Genomic DNA, 19,641 nt, shown 5'->3' with positions numbered 1-19,641 from the left:
ACCTCGCCGTTCCGTTCACCGCGCGCGCTCCCGCGTCTCACGCTCCACCACGGCCTTCACCCACTCCACCAGCGCCTCGCTGACCGCTTGCGGCTGCTCCATCGTCGACATATGCCCGCTATGTTCGATCACGCGCAGCACCGAGCCGCGAATCCGCGCCTGCATTGCCTCGTGCCGTGCGAGCGGGCTCCAGCGATCTTCGCGTCCGCACACGAGCAGCGTCGGGCAATCGATGGTTTCGAGTAACGCGCCGGCGTCGGGCCGGTCGAGCAGCGCGCGAATCTGCGCTTCGAATTTCGCGGGCGTGCTGCGCGCGATCATGTCGAGGATCGCGCGATACACCGCCGAGTCGAGCCGATCCGGATGCACCATGCCCGGTGCCCACTGCTCGCCCATCGCGCGCATGCCCTGCATACGCGCGAGTTCGAGCAGTGCGGCACGCTGCGCGCGTTCATGTTCGCCGGCGTCGCCCGCCGCGCGCGCCTGAAAGCCCGTGTCGAGCAGGGCGAGACCGGCCACGCGTTGCGGCGCGCGGCGGAACATTTCGAGCGCGACGCGTCCGCCCATCGAATGACCGGCCACGAGCAGGCGCTCGCCGTGCGCGCAGTCGAGCGCGTGATCGGCCATTGCGCCGATCGAGTCGCGCATCGCGTAATCGGGAACGACGCATCCAGGAACGACGCGATCGGCAATGAAGCGATCGGCAATGAAGCGATCGGCCGTCACATCAGCGCCGGGCCCGGAATTCGCGAATGCGCCGAACGCCGCGCGCTGATCGGACCACACGGCATCGTCGCAAAGCAGACCGGGCAGTAAAACGATTTGTAAAGCCATGAGAAACGCCTGTTTAGAGAAGTCACGCGATCGAGACAGGAAACCGCCGCTTCGGCTTCGCACCGAAGCGGCCCGACGAAGCCCTTCGTCAGAACTTCGTCTTCACGCCCACGCGCGCAACGAGCTGGTTCTGTCCGCTCGACGCCGCCGTGCTGCCCGTGAAGCCCATGATGAGCGCATCGGCGCCCGAACTCGCCCGCTGATACACCGTGAGCGCGTACACGCTCGTGCGCTTCGAAAGGAAGTATTCGGCGGTGAGGCCGAATTGATGCGCGTGATTGTTGGTGACGACCTCGTTGCCCTTCATGTACGCGTAGCTCGCGTCGAGGCCCAGGTCGGGGCGCACCATCCAGTTCGCGCCCACCGAGCCTTGATAGACATCCGCGCCGTTCGCCGTATTGCGCACCGTCACGAACAGCGCGCTCATCAGCACCGGGCCGGCCTGGTAGCGCGTGCCCACGCCCCAGTTGCGCACGCCGGTTTGCGGGCCGATCACGCCCGCCGTCGCCGGATATTTGACGAAGGTGTAGGCCGCGTCCGCGCCGAAATTGCCTCGCGCGTACGAGAGCGCGAAGCTCATGCCGTCGCCGGTGCCCATCGATCCCGCCACGTTGCCGAAGCCGTACATCGCGCCCGCGCTCAGGCCGCCGAACACGGGCGTCACGTATTTCACGGAATTCGCGATGCGTCCGGCCGCGCGATACCAGTCGAAGTCGCCGGTCGGATTCGAGGGCAGCGCGAGTTTCTGGAACGGCCCCGCGCCCTGGCCATAGAGATGGCTCGTGTAGATCGCCGGATCGTCCTTGCTGCTGTAGAGCACGTCCGACATGAAGTCGTACTGATTGCCGAGCGTGAGCGAGCCGTAGTCGAGATTCGTCAGGCCAACGTACGCGTTACGCGAAAACAGGCTTTGCCCCGGCATGAAGCCGCCCGAATTCAGCGCGAACTGGTTGACGAGGTTGAACACGACCTTCGTGCCGCCGCCAATGTCTTCCTTGCCCGTCATGCCCCAGAGGTTCGGGCCGTTGATGCCGTCGTCGGTTTGCCACGCGCTGTGGCCGCCGTGATTGCTCACGTAGCTGATGCCGGTGTCGATCGTGCCGAACAGCGTGACGCTGCTCTGCGCGGCCGCGTGCAGCGAAACAGCGCCGCTCAGGGCGGCCGCCGTCATCATGAGGGTTTTGGCTTTCAAGCTGGATCTCCAATCGTTGTTATGGTCGGCGGGCTGCCGCCAGGTCTTGCGGGTTTTATGTCGATGCGGCTGCGTCACGTCATCGCGGATCAATGCGCCTCGTGCGCAACCGTCATCGCAGTACTGCGGTCTTTTGCCGATGTTTTCCGTCGATGAAACCGGCGGCGCGCGGCGCGCTGCGCGGTGGTACGCGCGCGGCGTCGTTCACGAGCCGCCCGACCTCCGCGAGCACGCCATCGACGATTTCGGCCAGTTCGCGCGCCTGCGGCGCGGCGATCAAACCGCCCGGCGTGCGCTCGAACAGCGCGCGCCGCGTGCAGCGCTCGAGCGCCGCCACCGAGGCGCTCACGGCGGGCTGCGTGATGTTCATCTCGCAGGCGACGCGCGTCATCGATCCCGCGTGCACGAGGCTGCGAAAGATGTCGAGCCGCCGCGTCTTGAGCGCCGCGTCGGGCAGCGCGCACCAGCCGAGGCGCAAGCCGGCGGCAGCGGCGTTCACGCCGCCGGCAGGGGCGATGTTGACGTCGATGGCCACGCGCCGCCACCCGCGCCACGCATCGAGCGCCGCGAACACGGCGCGCAGACGCGGCAGCATGCGCGCGGCCGCCGTGGTCGCGAACGATCCCGCCGCAGTTCTCACGACGAGCGCGAAACCGAGTTCGGCTTCGAGTTCCTGGATCGTCGCGGTGACACGCGATTGCGCGCGGCCCAGCACGCGCGCGGCGGCCGAGATGCTGCCGGTCTCGATCACGGCGAGCAGGACTTTGAGGCGGGCGAGGTTCATCGTCGAAATCAATGCGCTGAGGCGAGGCGGGCGGCGTGGCCGTGAGCGTGCGTCAGACGCCCGCTTTCACGGCCGTGGCCGCGACGCCGGTCGAACGTCGCCGGGCCGCATAGCGCAGCGCGAGGAAGCTCACGCTCGCGAGCGCACAGGGCGCGGCGGCGAGCTTCAGCAACTCGGGCACCTGCATGCCGGTGGCGAGCAGCATGCCGCCGATCAGCGTGCCGAACACCGAGCCGAGCCGTCCGCAGCCCGCTGTCCAGCCAATGCCCGTGGCGCGCGCGGCGGTCGGGTAGAGGAAACTCGCGATGATGCTCGCGCCCGTCACGCACGCACCGCACGCGGCGCCCACCAGCGCGATCACCACGGCGGCCATGCGGATGTCGCTCACGACCTGGCCCACCACGAGCAGGCACACGGCCGCGAGCAGCGCGCACGCGCCCATGCACAGCGGCTTGCTGTAACGATCCATCAGGAAGCCGACGATCAGGCTGCCCACCGGCGAGCCCACGAGGAACAGCCCGAGCAGCAGCGAGATCTGCGGCAGCGTGTGTTGCGTGGAATGCAGCAGGATCGGCAGCCAGTTGGTGAGGAAGTACGTGACCATCAGGATGCAGAACGAGGCGAGCCACAGCAGCAGCGTTGAGGTGGCGAGGCCGCCGCGAAACAGGTCGAGCACGAACGCACGGCGCTCGCCCTGGTCCGCCTCGTTGCGCGAGACGAAACGCGCGTTGGCAAAGTCCAGCTCGGGCGCGATCTTCGTCATGATGCGGCGCACCTTCTCCTGGCCCGCGTGATGCAGCAGCAGGAAGCGCACGGAGTCGGGCACGCGCAGCGCGATGGCGGCGAGCAGCAGCAGCGGCAGCAATCCGCCGACCACGAACATCGACGACCAGCCGTACGCGGGAATCAGCCGGGTCGCTACCAGGCCCGCCACGCCGCCGCCGAACGGAATGCCGCAACCGAGCCACGCGAGTTGCGAGGAGCGCCGTCCGCTCGGACACATTTCCGCGATCAGCGCCATCGCGCTCGGTCCCGCGCCACCCAGGCCGATGCCCGCGAGAAAGCGCAGCGTGACGAGCCAGCCGAGTTCGTGGAACGACGCGGCCACCAGCGTGAAGCCGCCGAAGATCGCCACCGAGGCGATCAGCACGCGCTTGCGGCCGAGCTTGTCGGCGAGCGCGCCGCAGCCGAAGGCGCCCACCGTCAGCCCGAGCATGCCCGAGGCGAACAGCGGCCCGAGTTCCCTGGGCGCGAGGTGCAGCGAGCCGGCGAGGAAGGGCGCGACGTAGGCGATCATCACGGCGTCGAAGCCGTCGAGGACCAGCACCAGCACGCAGATGGCGATCACGGCGATTTGATACGCCGACATCTTGCGTCCGTCGATGATGGCCTGCACGTCGACAGGATCGGGCGCATTCGGGCGGATTGAGGGGTTCACGGTCGTCTCCTTGGGGTCATTCGATTTAATTAATATTCCTAACGATGCACGAAGCGGCGACGCTTTCGATAGCGTTCGACAGGTTCGCTACGTTAGATACATCAGGCCGATTCCGGCACGCGCCGCGTCTTCAGAAACGCTTCGAGCGATTCGCCGCGCATCGACGCGTACACGTGCAGGTTCGACACTTTCACCACGCGCGCGAATTTTTCGAGCACGAAGAACGTCACGCCGTAGCGGATCAGACCGAGCCAGTCGCGCTCGCGAATCAACGTGCGTTCTTCCTCGCTGAGCTTGAGTTGCGCGAAGGCGGCTTCCGGGTCGCGCGTCACGAACTCGCGGAACGCGGGCTCGCGGTGCATCCAGAAGAAGCGGTTGAGGCGGATCGTCTTCACGCTTTGCGTGACGTCGAAGACATAGGTGCCGCCCAGGTCTTCGGTGCCGGCCAGTTGCGGATTCATGCGTGTACCTCCGTGTTCGCCAGCGGGCTTGCCGTCTCGTTTTCCACGTCTGCGGCTTCGTTCAGCGTGGCTTCGGCTGGCTCGTACACCGTCACGGCCATCGCGGTCGTGGTCGGCAGATAGTAGTTCTGGTGAATGCAGGTCACGCGTTCGCCGAGCGCCGCGCGCATGGCGAGCCACATGATGACCTCCACGCTTTCCGAGCCGCCGAGGCGCATGAAGTCGGCGTGCCGCATGGCCACGAGTTGCTGCGGATCCTCCGCGATCAGGCGCAGGAATTCGTGGTCCCATTCCGTGTTGTTGAAGCCGGTGCGTTCGCCGTGAATCTGGTGCGAGAGGCCGCCCGTGCCGATCACCGCGACCTTGAGGTTCGCGTCGGGATACGACTCGATCGCGCGGCGCACCGCCTGGCCGAGCTTGAAGCAGCGCGCGGGCGTGGGCAGCGGATGCTGGAGCACGTTGATCTCGATCGGCACGATCGCGCCGGGCCACGCGGGCACGTGCGGCCACATCAGCGCGAGCGGCGAGTTGCAGCCGTGATCGAGCGCGCGCTCCTGGAAGGTGCACATGTCGAATTCGTCGGTGACGAGGCTGTCCACCATGTGCGCGGCCAGCGCCGGATGGCCCTGGATGTTCGGCAGCGGGCGGCGGCCCGCGCCTTCGTCGGCCATTTCGAACTCGGGCGACACGCCGATCGCGAAGGTCGGGTAGCAGTCGAAGAAGAAGCTGTTCGCGTGATCGTTGTAGAACATCACGAGCACGTCGGGCTGCACGCGCGCGAGCCACTCGGCCACCGGCACGTAGCCTTCGAACAGCGGCGCCCACGCCGGGTCCTGCTGCCGCCGCGCGTCGTACGCCGCGCCGATCGTCGGCACATGCGACGTGCCGATGCCTCCCACTATCTTTGCCATTTCCACTCCGTCAATTCGAGGTCCGGATCATTTCGCTTCAGCGATAATGTATCCATGAAGAAATCATAAAACTTGATGGGACGGCTGTACACGTTGATTTCATGGTGGTTAACCCGTGTCTCCACGTGGAGATTTTCTACGATGGATACATTTATACGATCCGCGCGCAGGTAAAATGTATCCACGCAACGGAGACAGGCGAACATGAGTCAGGAATCGAAAGTCGTTTCGACGCTGCGCGAGATGATCCTCGCGGGCAAGCTGGAGGCCGGGCAGCGCATCCTCGAAGTGCCACTTTCGGAACAGCTCGGCATCTCGCGCACGCCGGTGCGCTTCGCGCTCGCGGTGCTGGCGGCCGAGGGGCTGATCGTGGGCGGGCAGAAACGCGGTTACCACGTGCGCAACTTCACGATGAAGGACATCACCGATGCCATTGCCGTGCGCGGCGCGCTCGAAGGCGTGGCGGCGCGCACGCTGGCCGAAAATCGCCCCGGCGAGGCGGTGCGGCGCGGTTTCGCCGACTGTCTCGCGGCCGGCGACGCGCTGCTCGAAAAAGGCCATATCGCGGCCGGCGACGACCAGCTTTTCGAGGCGATGAACCGCAAGTTCCACACGCTCATCATCGAAGGCGCGGGCAACGGCGCGCTCGCCGCCGCCATCGCCACCAACGACCGCCTGCCGTTCGCGGCGGCGGGCGCGGTCGCGGTGGAAACGCGGCCGGGCCAGCTTTCGCCCTCGCAGTACCAGTTCTACTTTCTCGCGCATATGCAGCACCGTTTGATCGTCGAGGCGATCGAGGCGGGACAAAGCGGCCGTGCCGAGGCGCTCATGCAGGAGCACGCCAACGTGGCCAAAAAGAACATTCTCTGGCTCGGCGAACAGGGGCGTATCGACCTGCGCACGCGCACCGTGGGCGAGCGTGCCGCCGTCAACGCCGGCGCGCCCGCCATCGACGAAGCCTGACGCTGCCGCGACCTCAAGCCTTGCGCGCGCAGGCGGCCGCCGCGGCCGCGTCGCAATCCGGCGTCGCGGCGGGCGCATCGGCGTGAGTCGAGGCGGTGGCGCCTGTTTCTTGCGCCGCGAGCCGGTACAGAATCTGCCGCATCAGCAAGCCGGGTTTGTCGGGCGCGAAGTTCAGGTCGAACTGCGGTTCGGTGTCCGATTGCACTGTCGACAAGATCCATTCGAGCGCGTCCACGTCTTCCTGGTAGGCCTTCGTCGAGGCCGCGTAGAGCCAGTCGTCGGCGGCCGTGTCGTCGAGATTGAAGTTGCGGCTGTTGAACCACCAGTAGTGGATGCTGCCGTTTGTCTCGGGCGTGAACACGTGCGTGATGTTGAAGCGATACGTGCGCGGCGTGCCGCTCGCATCCGCGTTGTCCACGATGCGCGCGTAGGCCGTGTGCAGCGCGGGCGAAACGAAGCGCGCGTCCGAGAAGCGGTCGACGGGCTGGCCCATCAGTCCCGTGGGCACGCCGTAGACGGCGGGCGGCGGCGAGTTGCGCAACTCGCGGTCGATCACCACGGCGTTGCCCTCCACGCGCACCTTCAGGCGCGAGCGCGCGTACTCGGGCGTGCCGATCGCGCCCGGATGCAGAAACGGAAAGTGCGTCTGGTCGAGCAGGTTTTCGTGCATGGACACATAGTCCGAGCGCAGATGAAACGTGTCGCCCACGCTCTTCCACGCGGGGTCGCTGAGCCAGCCCGTGTCGGGGATGAGTTGCTCGTCGGCGCGTTCGGGGTCGCCCATCCAGATCCACACGAGCGGCCCGCGTTCGGCGGTGGGAAAGCTGCGCACGCTGGCGTTGGTCGGCACGATCGGCATGGCGGGCATGTTCACGCAGCGCCCCGCAGGATCGAACTGCATGCCGTGATAGCCGCACATGAGAATGTCGCCCACGAGCTTGCCCTTCGCGAGCGGAAACGAGCGGTGCGGGCAGCGGTTGCGCACCGCCGCGACGTTGCCCGCGAGCGTGCGGTAGAGCGCGACATCGACGCCCAGCAAGCGGCGGCTCATGATCTCGCGCGTGACTTCGCCGCCCGTGGCGGCCACGTACCAGCAGTCGCGCACGAGCGGCGTGGCGTGGTCGGCGAAACCGCCGGGCGTGAAGCCGGGCACGTCGTAGTCGTGCAGCGATTCGGCGCGGGCGATGGCGGGAGTGGCGGTCATCGAGGTCTCCGTTTGAGTGGGGTGCGGGCAGGGGGCGGCGTGTCGCGGCGTGTCGTGGCGGGTCAGGCGTCGAGCGTGAGCGCCGTGCCGCAGGTGCGCGAAACGCAGATGCACAGCGTGTCGCCCGCGGCCTTGTCTTCGTCGGTGAGATAGCGGTCGTGATGCTCGAGCGGGCCGTCGCGTTCCACCACGGCGAGCGGGCACAGCCCGCATTCGCCGCGCCGGCAATCCCACAGCACGGGCACGCCCGCGGCGTTGAGCGCGTCGAGAATGCTGGCGTCCTCGCTCACGTGCACCGTGCGGCCGCTGCGGCGCAGATGCACGTCGAAGGCGCGGGCCGCGGCGGGGCGTTGCGCGCCGAACCGCTCGCTGCGAATGCGCGCGGCGTCCCAGCCGAGCGCGCTGCCCGCCGCGTGCGTGGCGTCGACCATGCCCGCCGGACCGCACACGTAGACGAGCGTGCCGGCCGCTTGCGCGCCCAGCAGCGCCGCGAGGTCGAGCTGACCGGCCGTGTCGCTGTAGTGGAACGTGGCGGCGTTCGTCGTGGCGTTGCCGGCGAGCCGCGCGAGTTCGTCGTGATACGCCATCTCGTGGCGGTTGCGGCCCGCGTAGACCACGCGAAAGGGCCGGTGCCGCCGCGCGAGACTGCGCGCCATCGAAAAAATCGGCGTGATGCCGATCCCGCCCGCGAGCAGCAGCACGGGCGCGCTCGTGCGTTCGAGCGGAAAGTTGTTGGTGGGCGGCCCGATCTCGATGCGCAAGCCGGGCTCGAAGCTGCGGTGGATATGCGCGGAGCCGCGCCGTTCGCTGTCTTTCTGCACGGCGATGCGATACGTGTGGCGCGGATCGTCGCCGTCTTCGCCGCGCTGGCCGCTTTCACCAATCCCGCCGCCGCCCACGAGCGAGTAGTGGCGCACGATCAAACCGCGCTCGGGCGACACCGTGTGCACGGCGACGTGCGCGCCAGGACCGTATTCGGGCAACGGCCGGCCATCGACGGAAGTCAGCAGATATTCGCGCACGCGCGGCGTGAGTTGCCGCACGCGCGTGACTTCGACCGGGAAATTGCTTCTTGCCATGCTGTCTCCTGCGGCACGGTCGGTTCGTGGGGCCGTGTGCCATTGCGATGTTTTTTTGCCGACGGATTTGCCGACGCATGTGCCGATGTGGGCGTTCGGAGCTTCCCCGGCGGCCGTCGCGGCATTGGATGTCTGGTATTGTATTGAGGCAAATCAAGAACGATTGACGCAAATCCGGCGTATCTGAGATCGATTTTTTGCATCAATCGACGGGCGACGCAGCGGACAACCCAGCGGGCGACGCAGCAGGCGATGTCGCACCGAACAACACAACGAGGAGGAGACGTGGACGTCATCACGCACGTGCGCACGCTGGTCGCCGTGGTGCGCTGCGGCAGTTTCACGGAGGCCGCGCATCAGCTCGATGTCGTGCCTTCGGTGGTCGCGAAGCGCATCGCGCAACTGGAGCGCGAACTCAACACGAAACTGTTCGACCGCAGCACGCGGCGCGTCGTGCTGACCGAGGCGGGCGAGCGCTTTTATGGCCGCGCGGCCGATCTCGTCGGCGACTTCGAGGAACTCGTGGCGTCGGTGGAACGCGATTCGGTCAAGCTCGAAGGCCACTTGCGCGTGATGGCGCCCACCACGCTCGCGATCCGCTCGCTCGCGCCCGCGTTCTGCTCGTTTCTCGAGCAGCATCCGCGCATCACGATGGAGATTTCGCTCGTCGATCATTCGGCGAACCCCGCCGAAAGCGGCTTCGACCTCGCGATCAGCGGGCGGCTTTCGAGCTACGAAGGCGTGCTCGACGTGCCGCTGCGGCCCGTCGAGCCGCTGTTGTGCGCCGCGCCCGCCTGGGTTGCCGCGAACAAGCCGCTCACGCATCCGCGCGAACTCGTCGCGCATCCGTGTCTCGTGTTCGCGGCCACGGGCACGAACTGGAATTTCGAGTCGAGCCGCGGCATGGTTTCCGTCGATGTCGCGCCGCGCCTGCTCGCCGACGACAACCTCACGCTGCTCACGGCCACGCGCGCCGGGCTGGGCGTCGCGCTGCTGCCGCGCTACGTGGCCGCGCCGAGCCTCGAAACCGGCGAGCTCGTCACGCTGCTGCCCGAGTTCGCGGCGCAGGAAAACTGGTTCAAGGCCTACATTCCGCGCCGCCGCATGAAGCTCGCGCGCGTGAAGGCGCTGGTCGACTGGCTGGCGGCGGAATGGGCCAAAACCGGCATTTGATTCCGCGTCGAACGAGTTCCGTCAACGCGCGATTTGTCGCGCACCCGGGTTGTGGTTTCGCAAACGATTGCCCCGCGCCAAGCGCCGTAAACTTGATCTAGGTCATGCGAATAGTGAGCGCGCACTGCTACGGTTTCGCTATCTCATAAAGCGATTGCCGTGCGACTAGCAGTGCGGTTCGGGGCGCAACATGCAACACCACACGCTTGACCTGGAAATCGGTCAGCTCCTTTCCGGGCCGCCGCTCGCGTGCGGCCCCGACGTGCCCATCCGCGAAGCCGCGCGACTCATGGCGGAGCGGCGCTACAGCGCCATCGTCGTGACGGAGCAGGGGCGGCCTGTCGGCATCTGGACGGAGCACGACGCGCTCGCGCTCGGCGAAGACGGCGCGGCGCTCGCGCGCCCCATTCGCGCGGCCATGAGCCAGCCCGTGCGCGCCATGCCCGCCACGACGCGGCTGCGCGACGCGGCGCTGCGTTTCAAGCGCGAGGGCATCCGCCACTGTCTCGTCGTGGATGGCGCGGGCCGCGCGCTCGGCATCGTCACGCAAACCGATCTCGTCATGAATCAGGGCCTCGAATGCTTTCTGCGGCTCAAGACGGTCGGCTCGGTGAACGCGGCCATGCCGCTCGTGGTGGCGGCGCACACGCCCATGCGCGACGCCATGCGGCGCATGCGCGCGCGGCGGCTCACGGCGCTCGTCGTGCGTTATGCCGAAGGCGACTACGGCATCGTGACCGAGCGCGACGTGGTGCGCCACGCGGCGGCGGGCGCGCTCGACGGCGCGGTGGGGGCGCGCGCGAGCCGGCCGCTGCGCTCGCTCGCGCAGGCGCAAAGCCTGTACGCCGCGCGCCAGTATCTGGTCGAGCATCGTATGCGCCACGTGGGGGTGATCGCCGATGACGGCAGCCTTGTCGGCCTGCTCGATCTCTCGCACATCCTGCACGACATCGAAGACGAATTCGTGCGCGAATTGCAGAGCGCGCTGCGCGAACGCGACGACGCGCTGAACGCCTCGCGCGCGAACCTGCGGCTCGCCGATCAGGTAGTCGAATCCACGCTCGACGGCGTGATGATCACCGACCTCGACGGCATGATCGAGCGCGTGAATCCCGCCTTCACGCGCCTCACCGGCTACACCCCGCAAGACGCCGTGGGCCGCAACGCGAGCCTGCTCGGTTCCGGGCGCCAGAACCGCGCGTTCTATCAGGCGCTGTGGCGCAGCCTGCATCAGCAGGGCCACTGGAAAGGCGAAATCTGGAATCGCCGCAAGGACGGCACGCTCTACCTCGAATACCTGACGATCTCCAGCATTTGCGATCCGGCCGGGCGCCGCACGCACTACGCCGCGATCTTCGCCGACATCACGCAGCGCCGCGAAACCGAGGAGCGCCTGAGCTATCTCGCCACCCACGACGCGCTCACCGGTCTGCCCAACCGCACGCTTTTCACCGAGCGTCTCTCGCTGTCGCTCGCGCGGGCGCGCCGGTCGGGCAAGCGCGTGGCGGTGCTGTTTCTCGACCTCGACCGCTTCAAGCTCATCAACGACACGATGGGCCACGGCGTGGGCGACGAAGCGCTCACGGTGATCGCGCGGCGCCTGGGCGAAGCGGTGCGCGAAACCGATACCGTGGCGCGGCTGGGCGGCGACGAATTCACGCTGCTGATCGAGGATATCGAGGACATCCGCCATGTGGGGCAGATCGCGCAGTCGCTGCTCGCGCGCGTGGGCGCGGCCATGCATATCGGCGAGCAATTGCTGTTCGTCACGCCGAGCATCGGCATCAGCATGTATCCCGACGATGCCGTGGATCCGCGCGCGCTGCTCATGCAGGCCGACCGCGCGATGTACGAGGCGAAGGACGCGGGCAAGAACAACTTCCGCTTTTTCGCGGCGCCCATGACGTCCTCGGCGATGGAGCGCATCGTGCTCGAAAGCGAGCTGCATCACGCGCTCGAAGCCGGCGAACTCGTGCTGCACTATCAACCCGAATTCGACGTGGCGAGCGGCGCGCTCACCAACATCGAGGCGCTGGTGCGCTGGCAGCATCCGCGCCGCGGCCTCGTGCCGCCCGACCAGTTCATTCCGATTGCCGAGGAATCCTCATTGATCGTCCCGCTCGGCGCGTGGGTGTTGCGCGAGGCGTGCCGCCAGGCGCGCGCGTGGCTCGACGAAGGCTTCGACTTCGGGCGCATCAGCGTGAATCTTTCGGCGCGCCAATGCCTGCACGACGGCTTTCTGCATCAGCTCACGACAATCCTGAGCGAAACCTGCCTGCCCGCCGCGCGGCTGCAGCTCGAACTCGTCGAGAGCATGGCGATGACGTCGAGCCGCGGCGGGGTCGAGGCGCTGCTGCACGAACTGGCCGCGCGCGGCATCAGTCTCGCCATCGACGATTTCGGCACCGGCTATTCGTCGTTCAAGTATCTGCAGTCGCTGCCCGTGGACACGCTCAAGGTCGACCGCTCGTTTCTCGCGCAGATGCCCGAGACCGCGCCCGCCGACGACGAGCACGAACACACGGCGCGCGACCGTTCGATCGTGCGCGCGATCGTGGCGATGGGACGCTCGCTCGGCGTGACGGTCGTGGCCGAAGGCGTGGAAACGCCGCGCCAGCTCGCGTTCCTGCGCGAGATCGGCTGTCACCGCGCGCAGGGTTTCCTGCTCGCGCGGCCCGCGCCCGCCGAGACCATGCCGCGCACGCGCGATCGCCGCGCGGCGTTTTGATCCTCTATCGACCTCATTCGCTTTGCGACTCTTCCGGAGAAGCCCGTGACCACCAACGACGAGATGCTGCTGCGCTCGATGACCGCGCTCGTGAGCGCCCACAGCAAGGCTATTTCGCGCTTCGGCGCGAACGTGGTCGTGATGACGAAATTCCTGGAGGCGGTGCTGCCGCAACTGTCCGGCGCGCAGATCGAGCGCACCGTGCAGGCGTTTCGCGCGCAGATCGGCGAGGCGATGGCGGTGGCCGACGCCGATGCGGGCGTGCTGCCCGGCGAGTACCGCGCCACGCTGATCGAGCAGTCGAACGTGCTGCTCAACCGGCTCGGCGGCAATGCGCCGCCGGCTTCGACTTCCTCGCACTGAGGCGGGACCTGTGATGGGTAATCTGACGATTCGACGCGGCCTGCTGGTCGTGCTCTGCACGTTCGCGGCCATGCTGGTGGTGGGCGCCGTGGTGGGCGTGCTGATGATCGGCCGCGCCGACGACGCCGCGCGTGAAATCCACGAGGTCGCGCGCGAAGACGCGCTCGCGCTCGCGTTGCGCGAGGACACGGCGCTCGCGCAAACGGCGCTGGCGCGCGCTTATCAGGCGGCGAAGGAAACGGGCGACGCCGCCGCGCAAAAGGCGTCTGCCGATACCGCGCGGCACGACGCGCGCACGTGGCTCGACCAGGCGGCGGCGCACGCCGACGCGCTGCGCGCGAGCCGTTCCGCCGCCGCGTTCGACGCGCAAACGGCCGCGCAGCGCGCGGCGTTGCTCGACGCTTCGGGCGCACTCGCGCAGGCGCTGCAAAGTGCGGCCACGGCGCTCGCGAACGGCGACACCGCGGCGTACGCGAGCGCGACGAACGGCGCGATGGCGAGCGCCGATAACCGGTTCGCGGGCGCCGTCGCCACCTTCCGCGCCAGCGCCGATGCCGCCACGCGCGCCGTGCTCGACCAGGGGCGCCGCGAGCACGACTGGGTCATGGCGATGGTCGCGGTGGGCCTCGCGGGCGCGCTCGCGCTCGTCGTCGCCACGCATCTCGCGCTGCGCCGCCTCGTGACGGCGCCGCTCGCCGAAGCCGTGGACGTGCTGAACCAGATCGCCGCGAACGATCTTTCCGTGAGCATCGAAGGCGGCGGCCGCAACGAAGTCGGGCAATTGCTGGGCGCGATGCGGCGCATGCAGCGCGGTCTCTCGCACACGGTGCGCAGCGTGCGCGCGAGTTGCGATGCGATCAACACGGGCGCGCGCGAGATCGCGGCGGGCAATCTCGATCTGTCGAGCCGCACCGAGCAGCAGTCGGCTTCGCTGGAACAGACGGCGTCGAGCATGGAGCAGCTCACCTCGAGCGTGCGCCAGAACGCGCAGCACGCCAACGACGCGAGCGCGCTCGCGAGCAATGCCGCCGACGTCGCGCAGCGCGGCGGGCGCGTGGTCGAGCAGATGATCGAGACGATGGAAGTGATCAGCCGCAGTTCGGGCAAGATCGCGGACATCACGGGCATCATCGACGGCATTGCGTTTCAGACCAATATCCTCGCGCTCAACGCCTCGGTCGAGGCCGCGCGCGCGGGCGAGCAGGGGCGCGGTTTCGCCGTGGTCGCGGGCGAAGTGCGCAACCTGGCGCAACGCAGCGCGGCGGCGGCGCGCGAGATCAAATCGCTTATCGAAAATTCCGTGCACGACGTGCGCAACGGCCGCGCGCTGGTGAGCGACGCGGGCGCGACCATGGCGGAGATCGTCGCTTCCGTGGACAAAGTCTCGGGGCTCATGAAGGAGATCGCCTCGGCCACGGTGCAGCAGAGCGCAGGCATCGAGCAGGTGGAGACGGCGGTGAGCCAGATGGATCAGGTGACGCAGCAGAATGCGGCGCTGGTCGAGGAGGCGGCCGCGGCGGCGGAGTCGCTCGAACAGCAGGCCGCGCAGATGGCAGAAGCCGTGGCGACGTTCCGCGTGAGCGCGGGTGACGGCGACGGCGAGGCAGGGGGGCTTGCCGCGCCGGCCGTTGCGCAGACCGCCGGCGCGTTGGCTTGAGACGCTCCGATGCCGACGCCGCGGCGTTGACGCTCACTGCCCGGCGAGGCGTTTGTCGTCGCGCCACTGCGCGCGGATTTTCGCCACCACGGCGTCGGGCAGCGCGATGTAGTCGAGCGCGGCGAGGCTCGGCGAACCGTGCGTGAAGGCCCAGTCGAAAAAGCGCAGCGTGGCCTCGGCATGCGCCGCAGCCGGCGAGACACCCGGCGCGGACGCGGCGGCGCCCGCGCCGGCCGGCAGCAGCACGTAGGTCGCGCCCATCACGGGCCACGCGTCCTTGCCGGGCTCGTTGGTGAGCAGCTGGAACAGCGAGCCCGACCAGTCGGCGTTGGCGGCGGCCGCCGTGAAGGCCGGAGCGCCGGGCTCGACCACCGCGCCGGCCGCGTTCGTCATCGCCGTGTAGGTCAGATGATTCTGCTTGGTGAAGTCCCACGCGATATAACCGATCGCGCCGGGCAGATAGCCCACGTACGTGGCCACGCCCTCGTTGCCTTTACCGCCGATGCCGAGCGGCCAGTGCACGCTCGTGCCTTCGCCCACGCGCCGCTTCCATTCGGGGCTGACCTGCGCGAGATAGTGCGTCCAGATCAGCGTGGTGCCCGAGCCGTCCTGGCGGCGCACCACGGCGATAGGCGTGTCGGGCATTTTCAGTTTGGGATTGAGCGCGCGGATGGCGGGGTCGTCCCAGTACAGGATCTTGCCGAGAAAGATGTCGCCCAGCACCGCGCCTGTCAGCATCAACTCGCCCGCCTTGATGCCCGGCAGATTCACCACCGGCACCACGCCGCCGATCGCCGTGGGGAATTGGCGCAGGCCGGCCTTGTCGAGTTGCCCGGCGTTCAGGGGCGCGTCGGAGCCCGCGAAATCGACTTGATGCGCGCTCACCTGCTTGATGCCGTCGGTGGAGCCCGTGCCGTGGTAGTTCACCTTGCCGCCGCCGGATTTACGGTAATCGTCGGCCCATTTGGTGTAGAGCGGCGCGGCGAAGGTGCTGCCCGCGCCGGTGACGTCGTCGGCATGCGCCGCGACCGGACCGAACGTGCACGCGCCGCAGAGCAGGCTGGCGAGCCAAAGGCAGGAGGGTTTCACGAGCGGTCTCCGGTTCGTTCTTTTTCCTTATTACAGGATGATGACCGCGCGCATTCAAATTGAATCCTGCTATCTCTTCAGGTTAGAAAACGTGGTCTGGGGCAGGGGAGCGATGAACGCGAAGGGAGAAGAAGGAGGAGCGGAGAACAAAAAACAAAGCGCCCGACGCCAGCTTCCCGGCGTCGGGCGCATATCACAACAACTGACAGCGCGTGACCTGCGACTTACGGCTTATACCCGTCGTTCAGCGTACCGATGAACGCGATGATGTCCTTGATGTCCTGATCCGACATGGCGGGCTTGTCGTTCGGCTTGCGGTCGAACGGCGCATCGGCGAAATCGATGTTCTTCTGGTACGCCTTCGGCAGATCGTTGAACTGCTGCACCTTGCCCGAAGCATCGCGCGGATAGATCTTGTCCGGGTTGGTGTTGCGCAGGTTGTAGAAGTCCATCACCTGCTGCAGGTTGTGATAGACGCCGTTGTGGAAGAACGCGTGGCGCGTGGCGGTGTTGCGCAGCGTCGGCGTGAGGAACATGCCGCAGTATTGCGTGAGGTCCGTCACGTCGGTGCGGAACGGGCCGCACACGCCCATGTCGTAGAACTTCGGGTCCTTGTTGAGCGGCAGATCCGGGTTACGCGGCACGCCCAGCGCTTCGTACTGCGTGTCGGTGAAGAGCGGCGGCAGGCCGTCGGCGGAAGGCTTGCTCAAGTGGCAGCCCGCGCAGTTCGCCTTGTCCGGGTCGTTGAAGAGGCGCAGGCCGTGCAATTCGGCTTGCGTCAGACGCGCCTTGCCCTGGAGCCAGTAGTCGTACTTGCTCGTGAAGGCGTGGAACGAGGTGTCCTCGAATTCATAGCGGCCAACCGCGAACATGGCTTCTTCCACCATCAGTTCGGGACGGTTCACGATCTGCTTGCCGAACAGCGCCTGGAACTGGTCGACGTATTTGGTGGCGAGCAGCTTGTGCGCGACATCGGCGAGATTGGCGTTGGCCATTTCCACCGGATTGAGCATCGGGCCGATCGCCTGGTCTTGCAGCGTGCTCGCGCGGCCGTCCCAGAACAGGCCGCCTTGCGGCACCATCGCGGGCGCGGCGGGCGCGACGCCGGCCGTCTTGACCGCGCGCGTCACGCTGGCGGCGCTGGCCGCGAGCGTTTGCAGCGAAATGGGCGCGGTGTCCATGTCGGCTTGATCCGGGCCGATGCTGAACGGCGCCTGGCGATACAGATAAGTGAGCGAAGGCGGCGGGCGATAGCCGGCCTGCGTGAGCTGCGGTCCGCCCATTTGCACGGACAGATTGTTCGGCGGGCCGTAGGCATGGTCGGGGCTATGACAGGACGCGCACGACTGCTTGCCCGAAGCGGACAGCGAGGTATCGAAGAAAATCTGGCGGCCGAGTATCGCGACGGCGCTCAGCGGTTGCTGCGGCGGCACGGTCAGCTGAATCGGCTGCGGGTTCGCGCCCGTGTAGTCTTCGACGATCGTGCCGACCGACAACGGCATGCGCTCGGGATAGATCACGGCGTAGGCGGCAAGGGCGGCCGCCGCGGCGGCGACGACGGCGACGGTCCAGCCCGCCACGCGCTTGAGCGTGCGCTTCGTGGCTTCGGGGTTCGCGTCTTTGCCCGCGGGCAGGGTAGGCGGCAGGGTGTTCGGAAGACTCATGGCGATAATGGCAACGAGGGTTCAGGCAAAAAAAATGTCGAGCCAGCACGCGTGGCGTACTGGCTCGACACGATTACGACAGACAGCGCTTCCCACCGCGCGGCGGCGCGCAGGCCGGAGTTGGCGGTGTGGCGCACCGCGCGGGTCGGGAAGTGTGTTGCATTACACGAGAACGATTAGTTCGTCGTCGTCGGCGCCGCGGCCAGCTTCGTACCGAAGGTCTGGTCGAGGTACAGGTTCGCCGAGTCGCCGGTCGTGTTCAGCATGTTGCGGATGTCGCCGGCCGTCGCGTCGAACGACGCGTTGCCGAGACGCTGGCCGCCAAGCCAGTTGTCTTCGATGAACTTCACGACCGAAGCTTGCGTGATCAGCGTATGGTCGACGAAGTTCGACTTCGCATACGGCGAGATCAGCAGGAACGGCGTGCGCGTGCCCGGGCCGCAACGGCCGTTCACTGCACCGCCGTTCACGCCCAGCGGCTGCTTGGCGCTCGGGCCGGTACACGAACCGTTGCCGCTAAGCTGGTCGGCGCCCGTGAACGTGACCGACTTCGTCGTGTTCGTCGAGATCTTGGTCGTCGCCGTCGTGTCGAACGACGAGTTCAGGATCGTCGGAGCCTGGTGGTCATACCAGCCGTCCGAGTCGTCGTAGGCGATCACGACTGCCGTGTTCTTCCAGTCCGGTTGCTGCTGGAGGAAGTTGATGACCTTCACGACGAATTGCTGCTCGTCGAGCGGGTCCGAGTTGCCCGGGTGAGCATCGCTGACCGACGGTGCCTTCAGGAAGCTGACCGACGGGAAGTTGCCCGCCGAAACGGCCGTGAAGAAGTCATCCGTGTCGTACTGGTGGTGAACCGGCGTGGCCGAGCTGTCGAGCGTCGAGTCCGTGTAGCCGATCATCGCCGTCGACGACGGGCGTTGGTGCGTCGGGTTGGCGGTCGAAGCGAAGTACTGGAACCAGGCGTGATGCTGGATGTAGTCCGACGAAGCCGAGTTCAGCACCGACGAGAACGTCGTGCGCGAGCAACCGGTCGTGCCGTTCGGGTTCACGGTCGACAGGTTGAAGCCGCCCATGAAGCCGCCCCACGTGATGCCCTTGGCGTTCAGCAGGTCGCCGATGTTCTTGACTTGCGGTGCGTACTGCGCCACCACCGAGCCAGCCGAGTCGAGCGTGTTGGTACAGACGTCGCCGGCCGGATCCAGGTCGCCGATCATCGTGAAGCCGCCTTGACCGTCGGGGATCGCGTTGCCGCTCGGCGAGGTCGTGGTCGTCACCGGCGTGCCGAGCGTCGTGCCCGACGTAGCCGTCGTCGTGTACATCTGGATGCCGTTGTTCTGACCGGACACCACTTCAACCGCGCCAGGCGTCGACGGGCCGAACGTGTCGGTCCACGAGTTGTCGTTCAGCGCGAAGTGCTGCGCGTAGTTCCACATGCCCGTGACGGTGTTGCCGTCGAAGTAGCCGAGCACCTGGGCTGCCGAGCCGAACGAGCCCGTGCTGCCGTTGGTCGTGCTGGTCGCCGACGTGAAGAGCGGCGTGGCGTCCATCTTGCCGCCGTCGTCGCCGAGCTGTTCCGGCGCGTACGAGTGGTTCTGCGACTTCGTGTTGGCCTGCGTGCGGTCGAGGCGGAACGGCTGGGCCAGCGCCGAGGTCAGCGTCACACCGCCGATGTTCGGGGGCAGCGTGGCGACGCCGTTGATCGTCGAAGCCACGAGGTTCGGCGAGGTCGACGCGCCGTTCGGGTTGTTCGGCGAAACGAGGCCGGCGTGAACCAGCGTGTTGATGTCGGTTTGCGTCGTGCCGGTCGGCAGAACCTGCGGCTCGCCCGCGGGGTTCGTCGAATTCGGGTAGGTCGCGAAGTAGTGGTCGAACGAAACGTTCTCACCGTAGATCACGACAAGGTGCTTGATCGGCGTGACAGTCGTCAACGCGTCCTGGGCGGACACGGAAGCGGTCGGGGCCGGCGTGTTGTGGTTGCTGCTGCCGCAGGCCGCGATCACTGCCAGAGCGGCAGCGAACGGAATGGGCAACAGAGCTTTTTTCAAATGCATATCGCGCGCTCCAGGTTTTTTTAAGGCGCTTCCGTTTATTAATAAGAAAG

At 67.2% G+C, this 19,641-nt stretch carries 16 protein-coding genes; 5 read left to right on the top strand and 11 right to left on the bottom strand.

Annotation, left to right across the window (positions count from 1 at the left end; genetic code table 11):
• Positions 1–15: 15 nt before the first annotated feature.
• The 6 genes from FAZ98_RS34075 to FAZ98_RS34050 all read right to left on the bottom strand — a co-directional run bounded on the left by FAZ98_RS34075 (position 16) and on the right by FAZ98_RS34050 (position 5,620).
• Positions 16–834 (bottom strand): alpha/beta fold hydrolase, encoded by an 819-nt coding sequence (locus FAZ98_RS34075; protein ID WP_158958426.1) that lies wholly within the window; start codon positions 832–834, stop codon positions 16–18.
• Positions 835–922: 88 nt separating this feature from the next.
• Complete coding sequence (locus FAZ98_RS34070; RefSeq protein WP_325073084.1) at positions 923–2,026, bottom strand: porin; 1,104 nt, start codon at positions 2,024–2,026, stop codon at positions 923–925.
• A gap of 112 nt (positions 2,027–2,138) precedes the next feature.
• Positions 2,139–2,810 carry a helix-turn-helix domain-containing protein gene (locus tag FAZ98_RS34065; protein ID WP_158958424.1) on the bottom strand — a complete coding sequence of 224 codons (672 nt, stop codon included), beginning with the start codon at positions 2,808–2,810 and terminating at the stop codon, positions 2,139–2,141.
• Between the two features lie 52 nt (positions 2,811–2,862).
• Complete coding sequence (locus FAZ98_RS34060; RefSeq protein WP_158958422.1) at positions 2,863–4,248, bottom strand: MFS transporter; 1,386 nt, start codon at positions 4,246–4,248, stop codon at positions 2,863–2,865.
• A gap of 101 nt (positions 4,249–4,349) precedes the next feature.
• Positions 4,350–4,709, bottom strand: coding sequence for a protocatechuate 3,4-dioxygenase (locus FAZ98_RS34055; RefSeq protein WP_158958420.1), 360 nt, complete (start codon positions 4,707–4,709; stop codon positions 4,350–4,352).
• Entirely contained in the window at positions 4,706–5,620 is a 915-nt protein-coding gene (locus FAZ98_RS34050) for a gallate dioxygenase (RefSeq protein ID WP_158958419.1), read from the bottom strand. The genes FAZ98_RS34055 and FAZ98_RS34050 overlap by 4 nt, the downstream gene beginning before the upstream one ends.
• 204 nt (positions 5,621–5,824) lie before the next feature.
• On the opposite strand from FAZ98_RS34050, the gene FAZ98_RS34045 reads away from it, so the two are divergent.
• On the top strand, positions 5,825–6,583 hold the full coding sequence (locus FAZ98_RS34045) for a GntR family transcriptional regulator (RefSeq protein WP_158958417.1): 759 nt from the start codon (positions 5,825–5,827) through the stop codon (positions 6,581–6,583).
• A 13-nt stretch (positions 6,584–6,596) separates the two neighbouring features.
• Here FAZ98_RS34045 and FAZ98_RS34040 read toward each other — a convergent pair whose 3' ends face one another.
• On the bottom strand, positions 6,597–7,787 hold the full coding sequence (locus FAZ98_RS34040; protein WP_158958415.1) for an aromatic ring-hydroxylating dioxygenase subunit alpha: 1,191 nt from the start codon (positions 7,785–7,787) through the stop codon (positions 6,597–6,599).
• Between the two features lie 62 nt (positions 7,788–7,849).
• Positions 7,850–8,866, bottom strand: a complete 1,017-nt coding sequence (locus tag FAZ98_RS34035) for a PDR/VanB family oxidoreductase (protein ID WP_158958413.1) — start codon at positions 8,864–8,866, stop codon at positions 7,850–7,852.
• Between the two features lie 285 nt (positions 8,867–9,151).
• On the opposite strand from FAZ98_RS34035, the gene FAZ98_RS34030 reads away from it, so the two are divergent.
• From FAZ98_RS34030 to FAZ98_RS34015, 4 genes are all read left to right on the top strand, one after another.
• The gene (locus FAZ98_RS34030) at positions 9,152–10,039 is read left to right on the top strand and encodes a LysR family transcriptional regulator (protein WP_158958411.1); all 888 of its coding nucleotides are present in this window, start codon (positions 9,152–9,154) and stop codon (positions 10,037–10,039) included.
• A 190-nt stretch (positions 10,040–10,229) separates the two neighbouring features.
• Positions 10,230–12,767, top strand: a complete 2,538-nt coding sequence (locus FAZ98_RS34025; protein ID WP_158958409.1) for an EAL domain-containing protein — start codon at positions 10,230–10,232, stop codon at positions 12,765–12,767.
• Between the two features lie 45 nt (positions 12,768–12,812).
• Complete coding sequence (locus FAZ98_RS34020) at positions 12,813–13,130, top strand: hypothetical protein (RefSeq protein WP_158958407.1); 318 nt, start codon at positions 12,813–12,815, stop codon at positions 13,128–13,130.
• Positions 13,131–13,143: 13 nt separating this feature from the next.
• Positions 13,144–14,787, top strand: coding sequence for a methyl-accepting chemotaxis protein (locus FAZ98_RS34015; RefSeq protein WP_158958405.1), 1,644 nt, complete (start codon positions 13,144–13,146; stop codon positions 14,785–14,787).
• A gap of 33 nt (positions 14,788–14,820) precedes the next feature.
• Here FAZ98_RS34015 and pstS read toward each other — a convergent pair whose 3' ends face one another.
• The 3 genes from pstS to FAZ98_RS34000 all read right to left on the bottom strand — a co-directional run bounded on the left by pstS (position 14,821) and on the right by FAZ98_RS34000 (position 19,591).
• Positions 14,821–15,876 carry a phosphate ABC transporter substrate-binding protein PstS gene (gene pstS / locus FAZ98_RS34010; protein ID WP_158958403.1) on the bottom strand — a complete coding sequence of 352 codons (1,056 nt, stop codon included), beginning with the start codon at positions 15,874–15,876 and terminating at the stop codon, positions 14,821–14,823.
• A 224-nt stretch (positions 15,877–16,100) separates the two neighbouring features.
• Positions 16,101–17,540 (bottom strand): cytochrome-c peroxidase, encoded by a 1,440-nt coding sequence (locus tag FAZ98_RS34005; protein WP_158958401.1) that lies wholly within the window; start codon positions 17,538–17,540, stop codon positions 16,101–16,103.
• A gap of 176 nt (positions 17,541–17,716) precedes the next feature.
• Positions 17,717–19,591, bottom strand: a complete 1,875-nt coding sequence (locus tag FAZ98_RS34000) for a phospholipase C (protein ID WP_158958399.1) — start codon at positions 19,589–19,591, stop codon at positions 17,717–17,719.
• Between the last annotated feature and the right edge of the window lie 50 nt (positions 19,592–19,641).

This window comes from Paraburkholderia acidisoli, from assembly GCF_009789675.1.
Classification (GTDB): domain Bacteria; phylum Pseudomonadota; class Gammaproteobacteria; order Burkholderiales; family Burkholderiaceae; genus Paraburkholderia; species Paraburkholderia acidisoli.
This window is presented reverse-complemented; position numbering and strand designations above follow the sequence as displayed.